The following is a 20,713-nucleotide window of genomic DNA, read 5'->3' on the forward strand; positions in this document are numbered from 1 at the left end:
TACAAATTCCTTACTTTTTTGTTCCATAAAAGAAAAAGGGACCTCGCTTAAGCATACAAACTTAAACGAAGTCTGGCAAATATTATTATATTCTAGTTTATGCTCAGCTTACATGAAGTCGTCTATTAGAGACTAATCCAGCTTTACCTTACATAGATTGTACATCACCTTCATCAACCTGATGACGTACATCGATTTCACGATGCAAGTTTTTCTGTACAAACGTTAACTCAAAGACTTCCTTCAATTTTCGAACAGGTATAATTTCAATACCTTTTATCGTATATAAAAATGGTTGCATATTTTCAGCAGGAATAATTACCTTCTTCGCCCCCGCTTTTTTTGCAGCTTTCACTTTTGCATATACGCCACCTACCGGCTTCACTTCACCATGAATACTTATTTCACCCGTCATTGCAATTTCATTATTCACATACACTTTGTGCAGTGCTGAGTATACTCCCGTTGCCATTGCAATTCCTGCTGAAGGCCCATCAATAGGAATACCACCAGGGAAATTAATATGTATATCATACCCTTCTGGCAATAAATCAAGAGAGCGAAGTACAGTTAATACATTATCAACTGAACCTTTCGCCATACTTTTACGCCGAATGGATTTCGTTTGACTACCAATACTCTCTTCTTCTACAATCCCTGTAACATTAATCGTACCTTTTTCTACAGCTCGTATTGCTGTTACTTCAATTTCTAATAGTGCCCCTGTATTGGGTCCATATACAGCAAGACCATTTACAAGACCAATCTTCGGAATTGGATAAATACGCTTTTCATATTTTGGAGTAAGTTGGCTAGAATGAACAACCCATTCAATATCCTCATCTTTAATGAATGAGCGTCCCTCGTTTATCGCCATCCCTGCTGAAATTTGCACAAGATTAATCGCTTCTCTTCCATTCCTTGCGTACATTCCAATTAATTCAATACCTTGCTCCCCAATTTCCATCTCCACTTTTTCTGCCGCATTCTTCGCTACTTTTTGAATTTCTTCTGTATCGAGTTCACGGAAGAAAACTTCTAAACAACGAGAACGAATAGCAGGAGGTATTTCATCTGGAGAACGAGTTGTTGCTCCAACTAGACGGAAATCCGCTGGTAAGCCTTTTTGAAAAATATCATGTATGTATGTTGGAATCATTGAATTTTCTTCACTATAATATGCACTTTCCAAAAATACTTTGCGATCTTCTAATACTTTTAACATTTTATTCATTTGAATCGGATGCAATTCACCAATTTCATCAATAAATAAAATACCGCCATGCGCATCTGTTACAGCACCCTTTTTCGGTTGCGGAATCCCCGCTTGTCCCATTGCACCCGCACCTTGATAAATCGGGTCATGCACGGAGCCAATTAGCGGATCCGCAATACCACGCTCATCAAATCGAGCCGTTGTTGCATCCAGTTCAATAAATGTCGCATTCATCCGAAATGGTGATTTTTGATTTTTCTTCGCTTCCTCTAACACAAGACGGGCCGCTGCCGTTTTTCCTACCCCAGGAGGACCATATATAATAACATGCTGTGGATTCGGTCCACAAAGTGCCGCCTTTAATGATTTAATCCCGTCCTCTTGCCCAACAATATCCAAAAACGATGTAGGACGTACCTTTTCAGCAAGTGGTTCTGTCAAAGAGATCTCGCGCATTTTACGAAGTTGTTCTAATTCCTTTTTCGATTCTCGATCAATTGAAACTTTTTGTGTTCGCTGATTTCGAAGTAAATGCCAAAAGTATAATCCAACAATTACCCCAAAAACAAGTTGAACAAGTAAGAATATATTTGTCCAGCTCATGATTCATTTCCTCCTGCTATGTTTTACCATTTAGTATTTCCTAGGAGGAAAAGTGCTAAACATAATAAAAAACAGCAATTATAAAAATTGCTGTTTCTCATGTACACTATGCAGATGTTTTTGTATCGAGTACAGTACCGTCTTGTAACACCAATTTTGGCGGTGCGTTATCCACTACTGTTTCTTTTGTAAGAATACACTTCTCAATATCTTTACGAGATGGAAGTTCGAACATTACATCTAGCATTAAGCCTTCAATAATAGAGCGAAGTCCACGAGCACCTGTTTTACGTTCAATTGCTTTCTTCGCAATTTCAATCAGTGCTCCTTCTTCAAATTCAAGCTCAACATCGTCAAGTTCCAATAGTTTTTGGAACTGTTTTACAAGTGCATTTTTCGGTTTTGTTAAAATATCAACAAGAGCACCTTCATCAAGTGGTTCTAGGTTTGCAATAACCGGAAGACGACCAATAAACTCTGGAATTAAACCAAATCGTAAAAGGTCTTCTGGTAATACGTGAGATAAAACATGCTTTTCATTTACATCAGCATTTTTCTTCTCTGAACCAAATCCAATTACTTTTTCACCAAGGCGACGCTTAATAATAGGCTCGATGCCATCAAACGCACCACCACAAATGAATAGGATGTTCGTTGTATCAATTTGAATAAACTCTTGATGTGGATGTTTACGACCACCTTGAGGTGGAACGCTCGCTACAGTACCTTCTAAAATTTTCAGAAGGGCCTGCTGCACACCCTCACCAGATACATCACGTGTAATTGATGGATTTTCTGACTTACGCGCCACTTTATCAATCTCATCAATATAAATGATTCCTTTTTCCGCTTTTTCTACATCGTAATCAGCAGCTTGAATAAGTTTTAGTAAAATGTTTTCTACATCTTCCCCTACATACCCAGCTTCTGTTAAAGATGTCGCGTCCGCGATTGCAAATGGAACATTTAAAATACGTGCTAACGTTTGTGCCAATAGCGTTTTACCACTACCTGTTGGCCCGATAAGCGCGATATTACTTTTCGACAATTCTACATCATCAATTTTGCTGTTAGAATTGATGCGCTTGTAATGGTTATATACCGCTACCGCTAGTGCTTTTTTCGCATTATCTTGTCCGATGACATACTCATCTAAGATTTCACGAATTTCTACCGGTTTCGGTACATCTTTGAATTCTACTTCTTCATCTTTTGCAAGCTCCTCTTGCACAATCTCTGTACAAAGCTCAATACACTCATCACAAATGTAAACACCTGGACCAGCAACAAGCTTTCGAACTTGCGTTTGTGTTTTACCACAGAAAGAACATTTTAATTGCCCTTTTTCATCATTAAATTTAAACATATTTTCACACCCCTTACAAAGTGCTAATCTCTTGCCTTCGTATGTACACGATAAATGTATCGTATGTAAATACATATTATGTCACTACGTGGCGAGAAATACAAATAATATGACTAGTTATGTACAAATAAAAATTTTTAAAACTTTTGAAATATGTATATTCGACTTTAGAAGGTACTTTTCCTTCTTCATCGAAAAGTTTTATAAATATATTTATATCTATATTTATAAAACAAGGCACGATTAAAATCGCGCCTTGTTATTTTATTATGCAGCTTTGCTGTTATCTACTAAGAAGTCTACAGCTTTACGAACTTTAAGATCTTCAGATAAAGCGTCTACGCTTCCAAGAGCTTGCTTGATAGCATCTACTGGCATACCGTACATTTCAGCCATTTTCTCAACTTCTGCAGTTACTTCTTCTTCAGTAACTTCGATGTTTTCAGCTTCAATGATAGCTTCAAGAACAAGGTTGATTCTTACACGTTTTTGTGCATCTTCTTTCATTTGTTCTTTTAACTTGTCAGCATCAGTACCTGTGAATTGGTAGTAAAGCTCAAGGTTCATACCTTGTTGGCTTAAACGTTGCTCGAATTCACGAACCATACGATCTAACTCAGTTTCGATCATAGCTTCTGGGATTTCGATTTCAGCGTTAGCAGCAGCTTTTTCTACTACTTCGTCACGAACTTTGTGCTCAGCTTCGTGCTTTTTGCCTTCTTCTAAGTTTGTGCGAAGTTTCGCTTTTAACTCATCAAGAGTTGCAACTTCTTCGTCTGCATCCTTAGCGAACTCATCATTTAAAGCAGGAAGTTCTTTTGTTTTAATTTCATGAACTGTTACTTTAAATGTTGCTGGTTTACCAGCAAGTTCTTCTGCATGGTACTCTTCTGGGAATGATACTTCAACGTCTTTTGACTCGCCAGCTTTTAGACCAATTATTTGCTCTTCAAAACCTGGGATGAATGTACCAGAACCGATTGCTAGAGAGTAGTTCTCGCCTTTTCCGCCTTCGAATGCTTCGCCATCAACGAAACCTTCAAAGTCGATTACAGCTGTATCGCCGTTTTCAGCAGTACCTTCTTCTTTAACAACTAGTTCAGCTTGACGCTCTTGTAAAGATTTTAATTCGTTCTCTACATCTTCGTCAGTTACAGTTGTTTCAACTTTTTCTACTGCTAGTCCTTTGTATTCACCTAATTTAACTTCAGGCTTTACAGTAACTTTTGCAGTGAAGATTAAGTTTTCGTTCTTCTCGAATTTCTCGATGTCGATTTCAGGATGAGCAACTGGGAAGATACCAGTTTCATCGATTGCTTCACCGTATGCTTTTGGTAAGATAATATCTAAAGCATCTTGGTATAAAGATTCAACACCAAAGCGTTGTTCGAATAACGGACGAGGCATTTTTCCTTTACGGAAACCAGGTACGTTAATTGTTTTTACTACTTTTTTGAACGCAGCGTCGATAGAGTTGTTTACTTCTTTAGCATCAACTTCAATTGTTAAAACGCCAACGTTACCTTCTAATTTTTCCCATTTTGCAGCCATTTTATTCTTTCCCTCCAACTATAATAATGTATGCACATACCTCTACAGATTGAGATTTCCATTATTTCTTTTTTGGAAATAATAAAAACGTGAAAACCCATTGATTCAAGATTTAAACCACGTAATTCTCAATCTTTTATTTGTCTATAAGACAAACACGGTATATTTTGTTCGAGAATAATATGAAACATATTAAGTAAGAGAATTATACTTCTCTCCTCTTACAAACAGGCATAATTCAGCCTTTTGCAACCCTTACATTATAACATAGAATATTCTCGTTTCAATAACTGAACGATTCTTTTTCGTAATTATACTGGTAAATGCCCTTCTCTTTCCACACGTAAAAACCATTGATAAGCAATATGGAACTCTTCCACGGTAATATTATATACCGCCATCAGTTCCTCTTCATCAATTATCAATCCAAAACGTTTTCTTCCGATTCTCTCTAAAACAGCAGCCCATACTTCATGCTTGTCCATTGGTAACGGAAACGGAAAGATACTCGTTTGCATTTCTCTCCAATATGTAATAATTGCCTCAAACATATTTGGATTATCACTTTCTAAACGATTCGATAATATATGTATAACTTTCTTCGAATACTCATCATTATGACCTAAATGATCTGGAATAACCACTATTCTTTCGCCAAATTTCTCTATTTCTATTTCTTCTTCCACACGCTTCTCTACCATTTTGTATATAATGGAAGTTTTTAAATACGGATGTCGCGTATCATCAATAAGAAATTTCTGTAAAGCTGGCAAAGCTTTTTCAAGGTTTTTAAGTAATAGAGCATTAATCACTTGCAATTGTTGCCCAAAACTTTCCACAAACAGATTCTCCGAAAATTCTTCTAAATCAAAATCTGATTCTATCGGTGTTACATCCTCACCACTTAGCATACTCTCGGCAAATTGGGCAAGTTGCGCTAATTTTTCTCTTTGCTCTACGGTCAATTCTTTTCTCTGCAAAACCTCTTCAACAGTTTCAATTACACCTACATAATCATTTGTTTGAACTAAAATTGTCACGTACGTTTCAAGAATATCGCCAAACAAAACAGTTCCTGTTTCAAGCAACTGTTCACATCGTTCTTTCGCTTCTTCCATTCGCTTTAATTCTAATAAACAAATAACCGAAGCCAATTCTGTTTGTTCTGTTTCTCCGTTATACTGACGCAATACTTCAAAACAGCGCAATGCATCTTCGAACTTCCGCTCCCGCAGCGCCATGAACCCTTGATCAATATAACGCTCTGACAACTGTGGAAACAATACGACCGTATTTTCTTTTTTATCCATACGTCCGCCTCTTTTTTTAGATTTTATATCTCTTCAAAGTAAATATAACAAATGACTGTTAAGAAAACAACATTCCAAATATATTTATTTGAAATATGAAAATATTCAACTTTTCTAATTAAAATCAAAAATCACACTAGAAATTTCTCTTTATACACATAAAAACCCTCAGCAAATATCGCAGAGGATTTTCTCATCAATGGAAAGCTTTTATAATTGTAGGATATACGAAAAGAGTAATCATTTGGAGAACAATAATTGTAACAACAATCATGCTAAAAAAGAAGATTGGCTTACTTTGTTGCATCAAAAACATAATAATAAGCATAATACAGGCGAGTAAACACAAAAAAACTAAACTTGTAGTAGAACTTAATATTCCACTTGGGACAAATAACAATAGTATAACACTACAAACACCTATTATTCCGAATAAACGTTCCATTCATCTACCCATTCCCTTTCCCTCACATAACAAATCATCTCTACGCTACTAAATGTTTTACGATATCAATCACATCTGTTAATTTCTCATATGCAACAAATCCAAAAGCTACCGTTAAAGCTGTTACAACTAATCCTTTCATCTTTTCTTCCTCCTCGTTTCATCTTCGTTACCTTCATTATAAAGAACTCATATTTTGTTACCATCGAACTTCCTTACATCTACCTTACAGAATTGTAAGATTTCAAAACAAAAGAAAAACCACCTAACATTATTACAAGTGGTTTTACGGGAGTTCTCTATACTCGTTCGCCAATTTAATGTTCTTTTCTTGCTGATTTTTCGGAGGATCTATTCGTAAACTAATTGATTTACTAAATAATTTCGGATTTAAATAGTAGCACAAATCCGTTTGAGGGCAGTATACACAGTAAATATCTATTTCTTCTTTATCTACACTCTTTATAGCTACCCCGCTACTCGTTGAATAACTAGAGCGAAACCTGATTTCAATTATCCCCTTCTCATTTAACTCTCGATATTTAACTTGGACTCTCTTAAATACCCCATCCTTGTAGATCACGAGATCAAATGGAGAATGTTCTGTATGAGGAACTAAGATCATATATCCCTTTTCATACAAATCCACCTGAGCTTTTAAAACACCTAAATCACCTTTTGTTTTTGTATGATGATACATATATCGATCCAACACCTTTACACTTATTCGCTAAATTAGATTCGGCAACTCACTCCCAATCCCTCCTTCAAAATTTTCATTTAAAACATATAAATTTTTCGCAAAAAATGATAATATATTTTCGTACAATTCAGAATACAAAAGGGGATGAAATATATGTTCAAAAAAGTAGCAGCTGATGTTCTTGGACTAAGCGATGTAGGTTCTGTAATTACACCGAAAGATTATGATAAAGTCGATGCGGATGATTATGTGATGCATGAAGATGGAGAGAAAATTTATTTCCTAATTAAATCAAAATCAGATGAATATTGCTTTACAAACAAAGGGCTGCTTCATTTAGATGGAACGAGTGCAGCGAGTAAAAAACGTACGCTTCGCCGCTTTAGTTATAGTAAATATCCAATTAGAAATGTTGCGTTAGAAACTGCTGGTACAATCGATTTAGATGTAGAAATTAAATTCCATATGGGTGATGAATATTACTCAATTGATGTGCATAAAAAACATATCGAAGAATTAAAAGACTTGTATAAAGCGCTTCTCAAAATCGAGGAAATTTCATACGAGAACGACATTACATTACAATACGCTCATAGAAGTTTAGATATGGCCTCTAACACATTTAGCCGCATTACAAATGCACAAGTTAATTTAGCAGAACAATTTAAAGAAATGAACCAAATTGCGTTTAATTGGCTTGTAGATACGAAAAAGCAATATAACGTGAAAGATTATGGGTTTGTGTTTGAAAAGTTTATTAATAACTAATTGAAAACAAATAAAAAACCTTGTTATCAAAAGATAACAAGGTTTTTTTAGCGTCCCAGGAGAGATTCGAACTCCCGATCCGTCATTTACCTACGATATATAAACGATTCTTTTCTTCGCTTGCTGAGCGTTCATTTGTGCGGTCAACTGACCGTTTTTATTAATTAATATTATACGCTATATAGTAGTTCTACGTCAATGTTGAATGCCTTTTTGTTCTATCAATTCCCTATCGAAAATTCTGACGCATTTAGATGCATCCCTTATCCACGGAATAAAAAATAATCGTCTTAAAATGCGAATCTCGGCGTACCTTTCCGCACTATTTTATATATTTTGATCGCAGTCTTAATATATCTTCCTCTTCGCGAATACCTGCCGATCCTTTCCTCATATTTTTTACGACAGTCCAATTCGGGTTAGTTTCATCACCGATATTCTGTACTGTAAAGTTGCCGTCACCATATTTTCGGTGACCTTCTGCCAATTTCTCCGTTAAATCATTCTCATTTGATCTCGCCATCTTTGCGCCATCTCCCTTTTTTATACAACCTTCTTAAACTGTCCAACCAATCACACGTCCAGTCAATTGGAGATTCTCGTTTTCCGCTTCTATTAAGTGTAACACACTGTCGGGGATAAGTTCCGATAATAGCTGCTTAATCGCACTAGAAACGTTATTTTCTTCGAATGTGAATGAGCCAACGGCAGTTACGCTAAACGATGCGATTCCTTGCCGCTGCATTTTGTTTGTATGTGATTTATCTAACGCTTGTTTTACGGCTCTAGCTCTATCGTATTTATCTTCATAGCATCGCTTGCAAATCGGCTTAAATCCCCCACGCCCATTTCGATAATAGCTATCTAGCGGAAACTTTTCAGCGCAGGATTTACATTGCTTTACTTCGGTTTCCTTACCGTCTATCTCGATAAATTCCGTCACGGTATATTCGCCCGTTGTGCGTGTCTTTCCGTTACAGATTTTACAGCGTGCCTGTAGCCCGTCGGGTGATTTCGTCTCTTTGTGGAAACCATCCGCAGCTGATTTCATCTTTCTACAGTATGTACATCGTTTCATCCATAGCTTCTTCATTTTAGTTCTCCCTCTCTCTTCATAAATAGATTAGTACAAACTACGAAGCCTATTAAGCCCCGCCATGCCCTCGTTAGTCTACTAATTCTATTCGGCTGATTGCGTCGAATCCGATTTTGATATCTTCTAACATACATTGTAAGTATTGCACTTCACTTTGTAGCGCTAGGATACGTTTTAATGCTTCCGCTAGTGCTTGTTCGCTTACGGTTGCCCCTTCATCGCTATTTACAATCGTAGCCATTTCGGCAACCTCGCTGTACATTTCTTTTCCCGCGTGTAACTTCTCTTTGATTACTCCGACTTTCTTCGCATTTTCCTTCGATAACATAAATACATCGCTCCTTTTAGTTTAGTTTAGTAAGGTGAAGCTATTGCACTCCGCCAAAAAGTACGCTATCTTCATCGCAGCCGTTTCGAGCTACATAAGCAGTCATGCCGCCGTCACCTTTCACAACCTTTTTATGTGACTTCCACTCTTGCGCGTTGTGATCATACGTGATTAAGTACCCGTTTTCTCCGAACTCTTCACGAGCCTTTGCAATAATCTCGGGTAATTGTTTATGTACATTTGGCGCTTTAGTTTTAGTAGTTGTTGTCGTTGTCATTTTCCTTCGTCCTCTCTTCGCTTATGTTTATGAATACATGAAACTGGCGGGCAAAGTCCGCTAAGACCTCGCCCAGTTATCTAGCCTTTTCTTCCTGTCCCTTGCGTTGTGATAAATATGTCGCATAAGTCGTCATGTGTTTTCTGATCTTTTTTCATATTCGCTTGCCCCCTATCGCTCGAATTGTACAGCCTGCGCTACTTCTTCGATGCGCTTCGTATGTACTTGCTCGTATCTCTCGATATCATTCGCATACTCTAGCGTATCTTTTGAGATTTCCATTAGTGCATTTCCTAGCACGCCAGTACGAACGAACTCATGCTGTAATCTTTGTTCCGCCGATTCTAGTAACTCGCGCACTTCGTGCATATCTTCGCCCACTTCTGTGCGTTTTGTAAGGTCGGCGTGAATGCTCCCTAATGTGCGGCGAACCTTTTTCGATGCTTCTGCGCTTCCTGCGACTTGACTTAATACACCTTGCGATAGCTGCATAACCATTTCGTTAATTTGTCGAGCTAGTGCAGGCTCGTCCGCTAGTGCTACTAATTCATTTAGATGTCTTAGAGCCGTGTCGGGATTAGTTGCGAATGCAATCTTTCCGCGTAGCGCATCTAATTTAGAATCGAATAGTTTCTGCTTTAATGCATCGACCTTCGCAGGCTCACGAGTTAATTCAAGGTGTGCCATGCTTCGCACCTCTTCGAGTAACTTCGTAAATTCTCGTTTTTGCTCCGAAATATGATTAAGTAATAACACTTCTTGCTTTCTTCCTAGCTTGTCACGCTCGCCTTCTTTACCGATTTTTGTTAGATTGAGATTTCGCTCAATCTTCGCTCGGTCTTCACGTACCTTAGGTAAGTATTCTTTAGCGAGATAGCTAGTTAATCCATTTTGGATATCTACAGCTTTCATAATTTTTTCTTTCATAGTAGTTTTAGTATTTGTCATTTTAGTTTCCCCTTTGAGTTAGTTTAGTGTTTTATATAAACGGCAATGCCGTCAGTAACTTGCCTTATTGTTTGGCTGGTAAGCCCAGTCGGCGCATAAATCCCGCTACCTTATCGCGCATTGTTTTAAAGAGTTGCTTTAACTTTTCTCGCGCTGATCTTTCTTTTGTTTCTTGTTTGTCTTGCTCTTTCTCGCTCTCGACCTCGTTAATATAGATATCGTCTAGCGCCTCCTGTGTTCGCTTATCGTCCATAATTACGGCACATTCGTTACACGCTGATTTAGGTTTCATTTGTGCTAGTACATACGCACTGGATAGCGTTTCTTTATAGATATCGTTATTGCAGGTATGTAAGTCATATGCAACGGGCGATTTTCTATCACAGCTCGCTTCGACTATTTCGGTAATCTTTCCAGCTAGGCTCGTGATTTCTTGCATAGGCGCTATAATCTGCCCCACTGTTTTGCCCCCATCATATATATGCACAACTAAAAACGTATGCTCGCGATAATCTTTTAAATCAGCTATTACTAGCGGTCGATTGACTCTATTTAGCTGTATGCCCGTCTTTCCTTGTGCTGCGTCTTGAATCGCATCGTTTATCATTTCCTCATTTCCCCTCTCTTTTCTCTTCGACTCTTCTTCGTAGGTCGTCCGATGCTTCTAGCAACGGTAAATCGTATAGTAACTTTGATTGAATAACGCGAAGGTTATCGTATCCTACTAATCTTTCTAGCTTCTTTATGTTCTCTTGCTTCGGTTGCGTGTGTCCTCGCTCCCACTTATTTACAGTGAGAAGAGAAACGTCTAATAGCCTACCGAACTGAGTTTGACTAAGTCCCGCTAGTTGTCTAACTGCTTTGATATCCTGCGGACGCATTTGTATCACCCTTTCTTAGTGTTTATAGTTTTTATATCGAGAATATGAAGTGTTCATACTTCAAAGGTAAAAAAACATGTTATGAGGTGCAGCGCAGGAAAGGGAAATGTAATGCCATTGAATAACGTTACAAAAAACACCTGCGCCACGAATGAAAGATAAACTACCCTTGTTAGTAATACGCCGTTGATGGCTTGGAGAAACCGCTAGCTATCCGATACCGCCTGCTGACAAAACTGCGCACGTATCCTCGCGCACAACTTGCTATGACGACGTTCTGACAGTAGGCGGTTAATCTCTTCTATGTCCTCCTGTGTAAGATTAAGTTGTAACTGAATACGCTTTTGCTTGCTTTTAGGTGGTTCATTTATTCCAGATTCCCAACGGTAAACTGTAACCATAGAAACACCTACTAGTTGTGCGAATTCTTCCATTGTGTAACCTATAGTCTTTCTGATATAGCGCAGGGTGTCACTGGTCATTTAGTTGCTCCTTTTTCTTTCGTGTCGAATTTATTTAAGTACATCTGACGATACAATACATATACATTCGCATCACCTGTCGTTTTGGTCTTTTGTGCCTTATCGTAGAAATAGTATAGATTTACACCAGCAGGCATCGGTTCTGTACCGATACATGCACCTTTAATGGTTGCACGTTGCATAACATCTTCGTCGCCTTCGATAATTGCATAATCGTACTCATGTCTGATACGCATATTTTTCATCTCCTTTCGTTTTTTATTTCGTATAGTTTTATACATCGTTAGTTAAAAGAGCGCTGGACGCTAGAAGAACTAGCGCCCCCCTCCATTGCGATTGGATAGAATGTAGCAGCGTCATAAATACGAGCAGCTTCCGTAATACCTAAATCGAAGCATATACGAATTTACGTACTTACCTAACTAGACGAGGAACAGGTGTATATCCTATTCCCTTCACCTATATGTACTTCTACGAGTCGATTTCTTGTATAGTCCGATGAATAAATTTATTCATTTTTACGCAGATCTCTCACTAGTACGTTCCTTGTACTGGTCTGCGATGAATAGTGCCCCCTCCAGCGTTACTTTGAGCGTTCTGTATCCCGCTTCATACGTTACGACCTTGAAATACTTCTCGTAGCCCGTTTTATACATGTGAATCCCGTCTACTTTCTTTTTATATAGTACGCCTCGTTGAATTAAGAATTTGTTGAGTGCATTAGCGGAAACACCGTCTACATACGATTTCCCTACGCTTGTTAGCGTTAAAAGCCCCGCCTGTTCCGTTACAAAGTCAAACTTGCCCGCCTTTTCTTCGTACTTTGCTGCCTTTTCCTCGGCTTCCTTGGCTCTAGTGTCTTTGTATTCCGTATATGCTGCGATTGCCTGCGCCTGCTTAATCGGGTCTTTTTCTTTTATCATCGCTAGTAGTAGTAAATCTTCTTTGTCGATTTCCTGTGTGCGTTGCTGATTTGTTGCATGTTCCTCGACGTTTAATAACTGCGTTCTGACTTCCTGCGCCACTTCACTATCACGCAGCAACATGCCGATTCGTAAGATTGCACGTTTTGGGAATACATATGTACCACGTTTCGATACACCTAAACTTAATAAATGGTCATTATGACCGTTTATAACTCCTTTGATTTCGCTATACCTCGCTAGATACATTCCGTCGCCTTCTAACTCTTCCATATTCCGACGAATGACAGTAGAAATTGCTTCGTGTGGTACTTCATAGAATGCCGCTACTTGCTTTGTAGTCGCCATTTCTAGTTGTGGCAGCAGTAACAGCCCTTTGACTTTGCTTAATACTTCGATTCTCTCTATATACTGCTCACGCTGCGCCACGTTTGACGGCTCTGTGAATACGTCCGCTTCGTGTGGTACTGTTACCTCTTGTGTTACCTCTTGTTTCGTTGCTACCTCCCCGAAATTTGGGATTAACTCTAGTTCTTCGCCTCTGAATTTCATTTGTGTTACCTCCGATTAGTTAGTTTTATAGTTATTAGCCTCGTAGTCCCAGTTATGAAGGGCTGCGCCGCCATTGAATGATATTTCTATAAGATCTTTTTTATTTTTCTTGACCCGACTATGCAAGCTTTGGCGATTTGACGTTTTATTTTCCGCCTCTTCGCTGCCTTCTTCGCTATCCGCCTTTTTACGCTGACGCCCCCGCCTTTTCTTCTTTGTTAGCTCGCGTTTTTTCTCTTCGGGCATGTCTAAGTATCTCGTTGCGCTTTTTGGTATCTCTATCCAACCTATAAACATCGCTATGCCTCCTTAAACTTGATTTTTTGGCGGTATTAGCTTGCTGCTACGTCTTTTTTAACCCGCTGCATGTCCTTCTTCTTGTATTCTTCGATGTGCTGCGAGAATTCAATATCGAACTTGCTTGCTCGTGGGTATCGGTCTAGTAACGCAAGTCTTTCGAGTGGTCGTAGTGGTTTATATAGATTCGTTCGCCCTAGCCCTCTACGCTCGATTTCGATTAAGCCGACTTCTTCCAGCAATGCGATATGTTTCTTTACGGTTGGTACGCTTTTCTTTAACACTCGTGCCATGGCATACTGTGACGGATACGCAGCGCCTTCGTTTCTGTTATACCAGTTGATAATTATTTGATAGATTAGGATTGAATCTGCATTGAATCCGTACTCATGTAATGATAAGTACTCGAATATAGCTGCTGGCATCTTAATGAAGTCAACGCCGTTCTCCTTGTCTTCCTTGTCGTATAATGGATTCGGCTCACTATCCCTTTTTATAGATTTCAACTCGTTCCTTAATGCTTTTTGTTGCTCTCTTCTTTCCTTTGCTCTCTCTTTTGTCATAGTTTCCCTAACCCTCCTTTACGGTTTTTAATTGGTAATATTTACCCTCGTTGCATACACGCTTTTTTAGACGGTAAGCTGACTCAACGTCAAGACCGTGCGTGTGCTATACGGAATACAGATTTACTCTTATACAGATGTTATACAGATTTAAATACATTTGAGCGTCGGATACAAAAGAGCGTATCCTTGCTCTATTACGCATTAATAGATATCGTAAGAACTTAAAAGACCACGCAATAATACAAGAGCGTAAGACCTTATAAAGTAATATCTCTGCCGCTGATCTTTCTTGCTGCGTCGCTTTAACCCTTACAAAGAGATTGGCGCGGCAACCATCTGTAATTGGTATGATTCTGCGATATTTCTTTAAATTAATTTTTAACGCCCTTGTATGTATAGGTGCGCTAGCATTCGAAGAAAGGGCGATTCTATTAAAATTACTTTTTCTCTCATTGCCCGCTCATTTCTATAGGCGCATTAGTAGCGTGGGGCTGGTATCCCACTGCGATAAATTTAAAAATAACTTGCACGCCGCCATTCGCCTATATAATAGAAGTAAGTAGCGAATACCACCTCGAGTCTGAAAATCTGTATGCGAATTTTTTTAGATGTGAGAATTACGGTGTTATTGAGGGGCTTGGGTAAACATGAGGTAAACGTGAGAGCGGCGCTATGGTCTTCGTTGGGATTCGAAGGACTTCGATTGATAATGCGCTAGGTGGTGGCGACTGCTTAACCCCTCGGTTTAAAAAATATGATTACTAACTGCATACACGAGTTGCAGGCGCTATAGACCCCCGCTTGGAGGGTCGGGTAATTTCGCTTTGGGTGGTGCGGCTTATGACCCTCTCTGCTTTTTAACTTCGCTCATTCGCAACAAAAAACGCTTTAAAACGAACGTTCTTTTCTTCCTTCGCTTTTAATCGCAGAAACAAAACAAATAACAATTCAATTCAACTCAATTCGATTCACTTAACGAACTCAATGCGAATCAATCGAATAAACTCAACTCAATTCACTTCGAAGTCTTTACGATTCAAATATAATTCACAAACGAATTACTTCCCGAACTTAATTGCAACAACAATTGAATAAGAAACTAAACAAACAACTTCTCGCTAATCTTTTAACACAACAAATAAAAAGATCATACGAAAAAACAACGACAACAATATATCGAAGACACTCACGCAGATACATATAGTACTAGGTCATGCGCTGGTGGTGTGTAGCTTGGTGGGTTAGTGTACTGGGCTTATGATGGCGTATAGCGGTAGCCTGTGACGCGCCTAGCACTTTGTCTATCGCTTCTAGTAACATCACAGTAGTATAACTGTATGTGGCTGTGTGGTACGGTGTGGCTTGGTATAACGGCTAGGTATGTCGGGATATTGTGTATAGGTATTGCGGGGTGGTCGAAGTACATATGCCCTATTGGTCGTAGTAGTATCGGCTAGGTGTAGTAGCGTATCAATGAGGAAACATATGCAGGGGTATTCGTATACTAATGCGCTAGTGGGTAAAATAAATATTGTATTCTTTTCTTTCAAGTATTGAATACACTTTTATGATGTGATAAGATAGGCACATGAGATGTATTCAAAACATGTATTCTTTATTCGGCGCAGAATAAATACAATAAATAGAAAAGGATGATAACATATGACAGTATATGGATATGCACGAGTTAGTACAGTAGGTCAAAAATTAGAGGTGCAGGAAGAGGCACTACATAATGCAGGATGCGAAGTTATTTATTCCGAGAAGTTCACGGGAACAACGAAGGAAAGACCGCAGTTTATCGAATTAATGGATACAATAGGCGAAGGTGATACGCTAGTAGTTACGAAGCTAGACCGCTTTGCACGTTCAACAAAGGATGCGATAGAACTTGTAACAGAATTATACGAGCGAGGCGTAATTGTTAACGTGTTAAACCTCGGCATTATTGATAGAAGTACCGCAGCAGGAAAGCTAATGTTTAATGTATTCGCTGCGTTCGCTGAATTTGAAAGAGATATGATTGTAGAGCGTACACAAGAAGGAAAAGCCGCAGCTAGACAAAAAGCTGATTTCCGAGAAGGGCGTCCAACTATAGCAAAAGCGCAGATAGATACAGCTATGATGTTATTGAAAGATAACTCTATTCGTAAAGTTGCACAAATGACAGGGCTATCAGTATCGACAATTCAACGTTATAAGAAGAAGAGAGAGGCGGCGCAGTAATTGGCGGTGTCTTTTTTATGTTTAGATGCGTAAAAGACTTCGTAAAACCTAGCCCCCCGTTTTTCAAAGGACGTCTCCAGCAGAACGTTTTGCAGCTGTACAGCCGCCACTCATACGAAATCCTTCGCCATTATCTGCGTAAAACATTCGAAGATTCCCCGCACTGTACATTATTATTAAGTCCTAGCGCCGTCATATCGACGTGACAGCGCATTTACAAACCCCTCGTACTCTCTTTCTAGTAAACATTTGTATACATTTTTACGACTTATGTAAACGTAACAAATGCAGTTACACCAACGTTTCTCACATTATATTCAACATATCGCATATAGTTTACATTAGCTTACGACGTATTCCGAACAATAACGCAGGTGTATCGACAATCATTCGCTTTTTATAAATGTAGTTCTGTACACCATTAAACGCTATCCTTTCCTATGATTCTACAGAAAGAATAGCGTATTTTCCCATTTTAGAGGCATTTATTCACAAAATATTCCTTGTAAAATTCCCTTAGTATGTAACCTGTATTTTTTCTAATATCCATTAAATTTATATGCGCTCCCATTTTACAGCCATGTTCACTATCTTTATCAAGCATTGGGAATGAGTGTGAAGAAAAACTATCCTCAGATAGCATTTCTCCTCTATGCAGATATTTTGACCTTTTATCATAATACTCAATAAAATCCTTTGCTACATCTGCACTCAGATATTTTTCAGCTAAGCCCCTTACTCTTTTAGATATCTTATATTTAGGCTGACTACACTCTTTACATGTCTCCTCCTGAAACCCAATTAAGGTAGTAACTTCTAAAGCAGAAAGGTATAAAGTTGTTGCTATTTCAGTCAATTGATCATCATGCTTTCTTGCAGTATGGTAGTGGGAACAAGCCTTTAAGAATAAAGCTAAATCCTTATCTAATTTATCAGTGTTAGCTATATAGTCCAAAAACCTTTGACCTATCTCTGAAATAACGATATATCCATTTCTAACAAATGGGTGATATGTAAAGGAATCATTTATAGAGACTGGTACTTGATACACTTCATTAGGTGATATTTCTGCAAGTTTTTGACCTGTATGATATTTATAATCTCTCTCAAAAGGGGAATTTGTTTCTACTGATAAAAAGTCCATTATCTGCTTTAACTTAGGAAAAAACTTACTATGTACTTGACTTTCACCATGAGCATATATAGGGAAAGTAATATCGGTAAATCCATCTGCTGATACCCTTGTTGTGAAATTTTCACCTTTATAACTTGATAGAGAAGGATGAGACTTAATACCCATCTTGACAAAGAATTTTTTATATGCCCCTTTGTTTTTTCTTGCTTTTCTCACAGCTTGTCTAAGTCTTTGACCTAAAGGAGAACCTGCCTCTAATTCTTGTCTATTGTCCACATCTTCAAAAAACAGATTAACAATTGAGCCATTGTGCTTGTAGGTAATACCAACATTTAGAGATGTAATACCTATGTCCATGATGCCAAAATGAATTTTCTTTTCTTTTTTGTCTTTTCTAGGTGCATAATAACTACACTGACATTTCCCAAATTCATTTTCAAGCTCTGCCCATAGACTTCCCAAAAAATCATTAGACTGTTCTATATCCATAATTCCAATATCTAAAAGCATCTATTTCCATATCCTCCCTTGTTGTAGCCCTATCCAAATTATAACATTTATTATAATGAAGATAACTTTTAACCAAAATAAAGGAGAGACAGATCAATTACCTACTCCACACTTTCTATCCTCAGGCATCTCTAATTCAATTTGTTCTGTAAGTAAATCCATATCAATTTAACTAACATCCCTCTCACACTATCACCTATTACTATCATCTATTATTATCGTTATATTCTTTTATTTTATCTCGACAATTTAGGAATGCTTCCGTAAGCTGTGCGGCTATGACAGATAAGGCGAATAGCGCCGAGAATAATTGTATATAAAAGTTGTCCGATACATTCAGCAGCCACAACGCGAATAAAGTTAGCGTAAGTAATACAATAGACGTTTTCCGCCCCTTCTTAATCTTAATTCGAAGCATGGTAAGCCCTCCTAATAAAGTGAAAAGCGCTAGGGTGGTTAGTCCGCAGCGCCTTCTCGTATAACGGCTAATGCCGTCCTGTGGTGATGTGTATTATCGGCATGGCTGCGTATATCTTGCGCCAGTGGTGAGCCGATTGCTTTATAATTAATATTATATAGGTCTATATTTTTACGTACAACACGAATACATGTTCTAATTAAATACATGCGTATGATCTTTCTTGATAATCTTAGCTCATGCTATTGTTGTGCGTTCTCTTGCGCTTCCTTCTCTTCCATTTCTTTTAATTCATCCTGCCACGTCGCACCGACGCCACCGCTAGGTGTATTCCATCGTTTTTCCTGTCTTTGGATTCTCGCTTTGTCTTCTTCGGTCATTTCAGAGCGATATTGTTCGATTTCCTTGCGTTGTTGTTCTTCATATTCTTCCTGTTGTTGTTTTAAATGCCTTTGGTGCGCTTCTTCATCAATAATCTTATCGCAGCCATGCGCTTCTTGCTTCGTTTCGTCGTGTCCATGTCCGCAGTAATCGTTAGGAATAGCAGATTTTGTACTCTTCGCAGGTGTATCCGCCTTACTAGGTGCGGGCTTCTTCTTCGCAGGCGCTTCGCTAGTCGTACCCGCTGCGCTATCATTCATAGATGTATCCTTTTCCGTATCCGCTCCTTGTCCGATGAATCCACGTTTATTGTCTAGCGTCGTTTGTTTCCACTCATTAGCGCGGTTTATTTCCGTACGATGCGCGCCGTATAACTTCAATTCGTCGTCTTCATGAGTGAAGTACACTTCAATACGCGTTTCTATTCCGTTAGATTCGTACTTATATGTGTACATTGTACCTTCCCATAACTTGCCGTACTGTTTGATGCGCATGAATGATGCAAATGCAACGTTTTTATCTAGTGTTTTAGCTACCTTTTCCGCACTCATACCGACTTTTAACGATTTAAATGAATCTAGCGATAAATTTCCGTCATTATCGACATCAAACATTAGTTTCTGTGGCTTCTTACCCTTACCGTCAATTTCGATGTTAAGATCGATAAGGAATTCACTGTTCTCAGATTCGCGTAATGCGTTCAGTTCTTTTTCAACTTCCTTCGACTTCTTTTCGGCTTCGTGTATTTCCTGCGCGATTTCTTTCGGTGATTTTTCAGCATTGACTTCGTTAGACTGACTTTCGTTAGTGGCACCTTCGTTGGAACTACCGCACCCACTTAATAGCGCTGTTGCCGTGATTCCTACTAACATTACTTTTTTAATTAATTTATATATATTCATTATTTGATATTCCCTTCACTATGTCCAGTGCGTCAACTTCTCACACACGATTATTTTGAATGTACCCATTTATATATTGTTTAGCGAATAACAGACTTCCTACGACGTCTTTATTGAACCGAACCTTAATGCGTACCCTTCTCCTTTTTCTTTCGCCAGTCTCCAATCATATCTACCTTTTTTCTTCCTGTAATAACTTCTCAAACTCTTCTTTAATCCACTCTTTCACACATAACTTACAAATCCCACCTGAAAACAGACGTATTTTATCTGAATTTAAAGGTTGAATATATTCTTTAGCTACTTCCGCTTTACGGCAATAGATTGTTTTAGTGTCCATATCGCGAATAATATGTAGCTTCCTTATTGTATTTACATTAGATAAGTTAAATCGAGAAGAACTACCTACCATGATATTTTGGTCTCTTCGTAAACGATTTAAAAGTTCTTCAAACAACTCTGCTTTCCTCTCTGCGCTAATGTGCATACATTCCCCCCACCTTATCCCGATACATTCTACTCTTTATTTTACCGCACACAGTAAATTTATGTAATTAATAATTCACTAAGACGCAACCCTCTTTCTTCTTACTAACGATCTCACTGCGCCCCTAGCACTATTAAATGTGCGCCCTGTTTTCTTCGCCACTCTTCTAGTCATTCCACTTAACAAATAAACTTACAAAATATTAAATAAAGGACACTCTTAAAATTTCTATTACATCTGATAAAATGGTATAATTAGATATATCTGGTAAAAAAGGAGGGATTAAATGATAGTTTATGGCGAAGTCAATTATGGAAAAGATGCAATGCCTTATAGCATTGA

Annotated in this window: 24 protein-coding genes; 2 read left to right on the forward strand and 22 right to left on the reverse strand. The window is 38.3% G+C overall.

Going from position 1 to position 20,713, the window contains the following annotated elements; all coding sequences use genetic code 11:
* Positions 1-148 precede the first annotated feature (148 nt).
* The 6 genes from lonB to CN373_RS07005 all read right to left on the reverse strand — a co-directional run bounded on the left by lonB (position 149) and on the right by CN373_RS07005 (position 7,191).
* Positions 149-1,819 carry an ATP-dependent protease LonB gene (lonB, locus tag CN373_RS06980; RefSeq protein ID WP_000119164.1) on the reverse strand — a complete coding sequence of 557 codons (1,671 nt, stop codon included), beginning with the start codon at positions 1,817-1,819 and terminating at the stop codon, positions 149-151.
* 106 nt (positions 1,820-1,925) lie between these two features.
* Entirely contained in the window at positions 1,926-3,185 is a 1,260-nt protein-coding gene (gene clpX / locus CN373_RS06985; RefSeq protein WP_000472287.1) for an ATP-dependent protease ATP-binding subunit ClpX, read from the reverse strand.
* A 267-nt stretch (positions 3,186-3,452) separates the two neighbouring features.
* Positions 3,453-4,736 (reverse strand): trigger factor, encoded by a 1,284-nt coding sequence (gene tig, locus CN373_RS06990; protein ID WP_000729260.1) that lies wholly within the window; start codon positions 4,734-4,736, stop codon positions 3,453-3,455.
* Between the two features lie 311 nt (positions 4,737-5,047).
* Complete coding sequence (locus CN373_RS06995; RefSeq protein WP_000358286.1) at positions 5,048-6,046, reverse strand: hypothetical protein; 999 nt, start codon at positions 6,044-6,046, stop codon at positions 5,048-5,050.
* A gap of 196 nt (positions 6,047-6,242) precedes the next feature.
* Complete coding sequence (locus tag CN373_RS07000) at positions 6,243-6,491, reverse strand: hypothetical protein (protein ID WP_000440269.1); 249 nt, start codon at positions 6,489-6,491, stop codon at positions 6,243-6,245.
* A gap of 286 nt (positions 6,492-6,777) precedes the next feature.
* Entirely contained in the window at positions 6,778-7,191 is a 414-nt protein-coding gene (locus CN373_RS07005) for a group I intron-associated PD-(D/E)XK endonuclease (protein ID WP_000274743.1), read from the reverse strand.
* 156 nt (positions 7,192-7,347) lie between these two features.
* Here CN373_RS07005 and CN373_RS07010 point away from each other — a divergent pair, with 156 nt between their 5' ends.
* On the forward strand, positions 7,348-7,962 hold the full coding sequence (locus CN373_RS07010; protein WP_098358993.1) for a PH domain-containing protein: 615 nt from the start codon (positions 7,348-7,350) through the stop codon (positions 7,960-7,962).
* 322 nt (positions 7,963-8,284) lie between these two features.
* On the opposite strand, the gene CN373_RS07015 is transcribed toward CN373_RS07010, so the two are convergent.
* The 12 genes from CN373_RS07015 to CN373_RS07070 form a co-directional block, all read right to left on the reverse strand.
* On the reverse strand, positions 8,285-8,485 hold the full coding sequence (locus CN373_RS07015; RefSeq protein WP_098358994.1) for a cytoplasmic protein: 201 nt from the start codon (positions 8,483-8,485) through the stop codon (positions 8,285-8,287).
* A 33-nt stretch (positions 8,486-8,518) separates the two neighbouring features.
* Entirely contained in the window at positions 8,519-9,055 is a 537-nt protein-coding gene (locus CN373_RS07020) for a hypothetical protein (protein WP_098358995.1), read from the reverse strand.
* A 73-nt stretch (positions 9,056-9,128) separates the two neighbouring features.
* Positions 9,129-9,386: a hypothetical protein gene (locus CN373_RS07025; RefSeq protein WP_098358996.1), complete on the reverse strand. Its 258-nt coding sequence runs from the start codon at positions 9,384-9,386 to the stop codon at positions 9,129-9,131.
* Positions 9,387-9,426: 40 nt separating this feature from the next.
* The gene (locus CN373_RS07030; protein WP_098358997.1) at positions 9,427-9,663 is read right to left on the reverse strand and encodes a hypothetical protein; all 237 of its coding nucleotides are present in this window, start codon (positions 9,661-9,663) and stop codon (positions 9,427-9,429) included.
* Positions 9,664-9,834: 171 nt separating this feature from the next.
* Positions 9,835-10,611 (reverse strand): hypothetical protein, encoded by a 777-nt coding sequence (locus tag CN373_RS07035; RefSeq protein ID WP_098358998.1) that lies wholly within the window; start codon positions 10,609-10,611, stop codon positions 9,835-9,837.
* 64 nt (positions 10,612-10,675) lie between these two features.
* On the reverse strand, positions 10,676-11,218 hold the full coding sequence (locus CN373_RS07040) for a hypothetical protein (protein WP_098358999.1): 543 nt from the start codon (positions 11,216-11,218) through the stop codon (positions 10,676-10,678).
* A 4-nt stretch (positions 11,219-11,222) separates the two neighbouring features.
* Positions 11,223-11,492: a helix-turn-helix domain-containing protein gene (locus tag CN373_RS07045; protein WP_098359000.1), complete on the reverse strand. Its 270-nt coding sequence runs from the start codon at positions 11,490-11,492 to the stop codon at positions 11,223-11,225.
* A gap of 206 nt (positions 11,493-11,698) precedes the next feature.
* Positions 11,699-11,974, reverse strand: a complete 276-nt coding sequence (locus tag CN373_RS26000; RefSeq protein ID WP_098359001.1) for a helix-turn-helix domain-containing protein — start codon at positions 11,972-11,974, stop codon at positions 11,699-11,701.
* Entirely contained in the window at positions 11,971-12,210 is a 240-nt protein-coding gene (locus CN373_RS07055) for a hypothetical protein (protein WP_098359002.1), read from the reverse strand. Before CN373_RS07055 ends, CN373_RS26000 begins: the two co-directional genes overlap by 4 nt.
* A gap of 282 nt (positions 12,211-12,492) precedes the next feature.
* Complete coding sequence (locus CN373_RS07060) at positions 12,493-13,449, reverse strand: phage antirepressor KilAC domain-containing protein (RefSeq protein WP_098359003.1); 957 nt, start codon at positions 13,447-13,449, stop codon at positions 12,493-12,495.
* A gap of 15 nt (positions 13,450-13,464) precedes the next feature.
* Positions 13,465-13,746 (reverse strand): hypothetical protein, encoded by a 282-nt coding sequence (locus tag CN373_RS07065; protein WP_098359004.1) that lies wholly within the window; start codon positions 13,744-13,746, stop codon positions 13,465-13,467.
* A gap of 35 nt (positions 13,747-13,781) precedes the next feature.
* Positions 13,782-14,309, reverse strand: a complete 528-nt coding sequence (locus CN373_RS07070) for a helix-turn-helix domain-containing protein (RefSeq protein ID WP_098359005.1) — start codon at positions 14,307-14,309, stop codon at positions 13,782-13,784.
* A gap of 1,665 nt (positions 14,310-15,974) precedes the next feature.
* Between CN373_RS07070 and CN373_RS07075 the strand changes: the two genes are divergently transcribed.
* Positions 15,975-16,538 carry a recombinase family protein gene (locus tag CN373_RS07075; protein WP_098359006.1) on the forward strand — a complete coding sequence of 188 codons (564 nt, stop codon included), beginning with the start codon at positions 15,975-15,977 and terminating at the stop codon, positions 16,536-16,538.
* Between the two features lie 475 nt (positions 16,539-17,013).
* On the opposite strand, the gene CN373_RS07080 is transcribed toward CN373_RS07075, so the two are convergent.
* The 4 genes from CN373_RS07080 to CN373_RS07095 form a co-directional block, all read right to left on the reverse strand.
* Complete coding sequence (locus tag CN373_RS07080; RefSeq protein WP_098359007.1) at positions 17,014-18,183, reverse strand: hypothetical protein; 1,170 nt, start codon at positions 18,181-18,183, stop codon at positions 17,014-17,016.
* A gap of 205 nt (positions 18,184-18,388) precedes the next feature.
* A complete protein-coding gene (locus CN373_RS07085; protein ID WP_098359008.1) occupies positions 18,389-18,601 on the reverse strand; it encodes a hypothetical protein in 213 nt (70 codons plus the stop codon).
* Positions 18,602-18,843: 242 nt separating this feature from the next.
* On the reverse strand, positions 18,844-19,884 hold the full coding sequence (locus CN373_RS07090; RefSeq protein WP_098359009.1) for a hypothetical protein: 1,041 nt from the start codon (positions 19,882-19,884) through the stop codon (positions 18,844-18,846).
* A 172-nt stretch (positions 19,885-20,056) separates the two neighbouring features.
* The gene (locus CN373_RS07095) at positions 20,057-20,371 is read right to left on the reverse strand and encodes a hypothetical protein (protein ID WP_098359010.1); all 315 of its coding nucleotides are present in this window, start codon (positions 20,369-20,371) and stop codon (positions 20,057-20,059) included.
* Positions 20,372-20,713: the final 342 nt, after the last annotated feature.

The sequence above is a fragment of the Bacillus cereus genome (assembly GCF_002561295.1).
GTDB classification, from domain to species: domain Bacteria; phylum Bacillota; class Bacilli; order Bacillales; family Bacillaceae_G; genus Bacillus_A; species Bacillus_A cereus_S.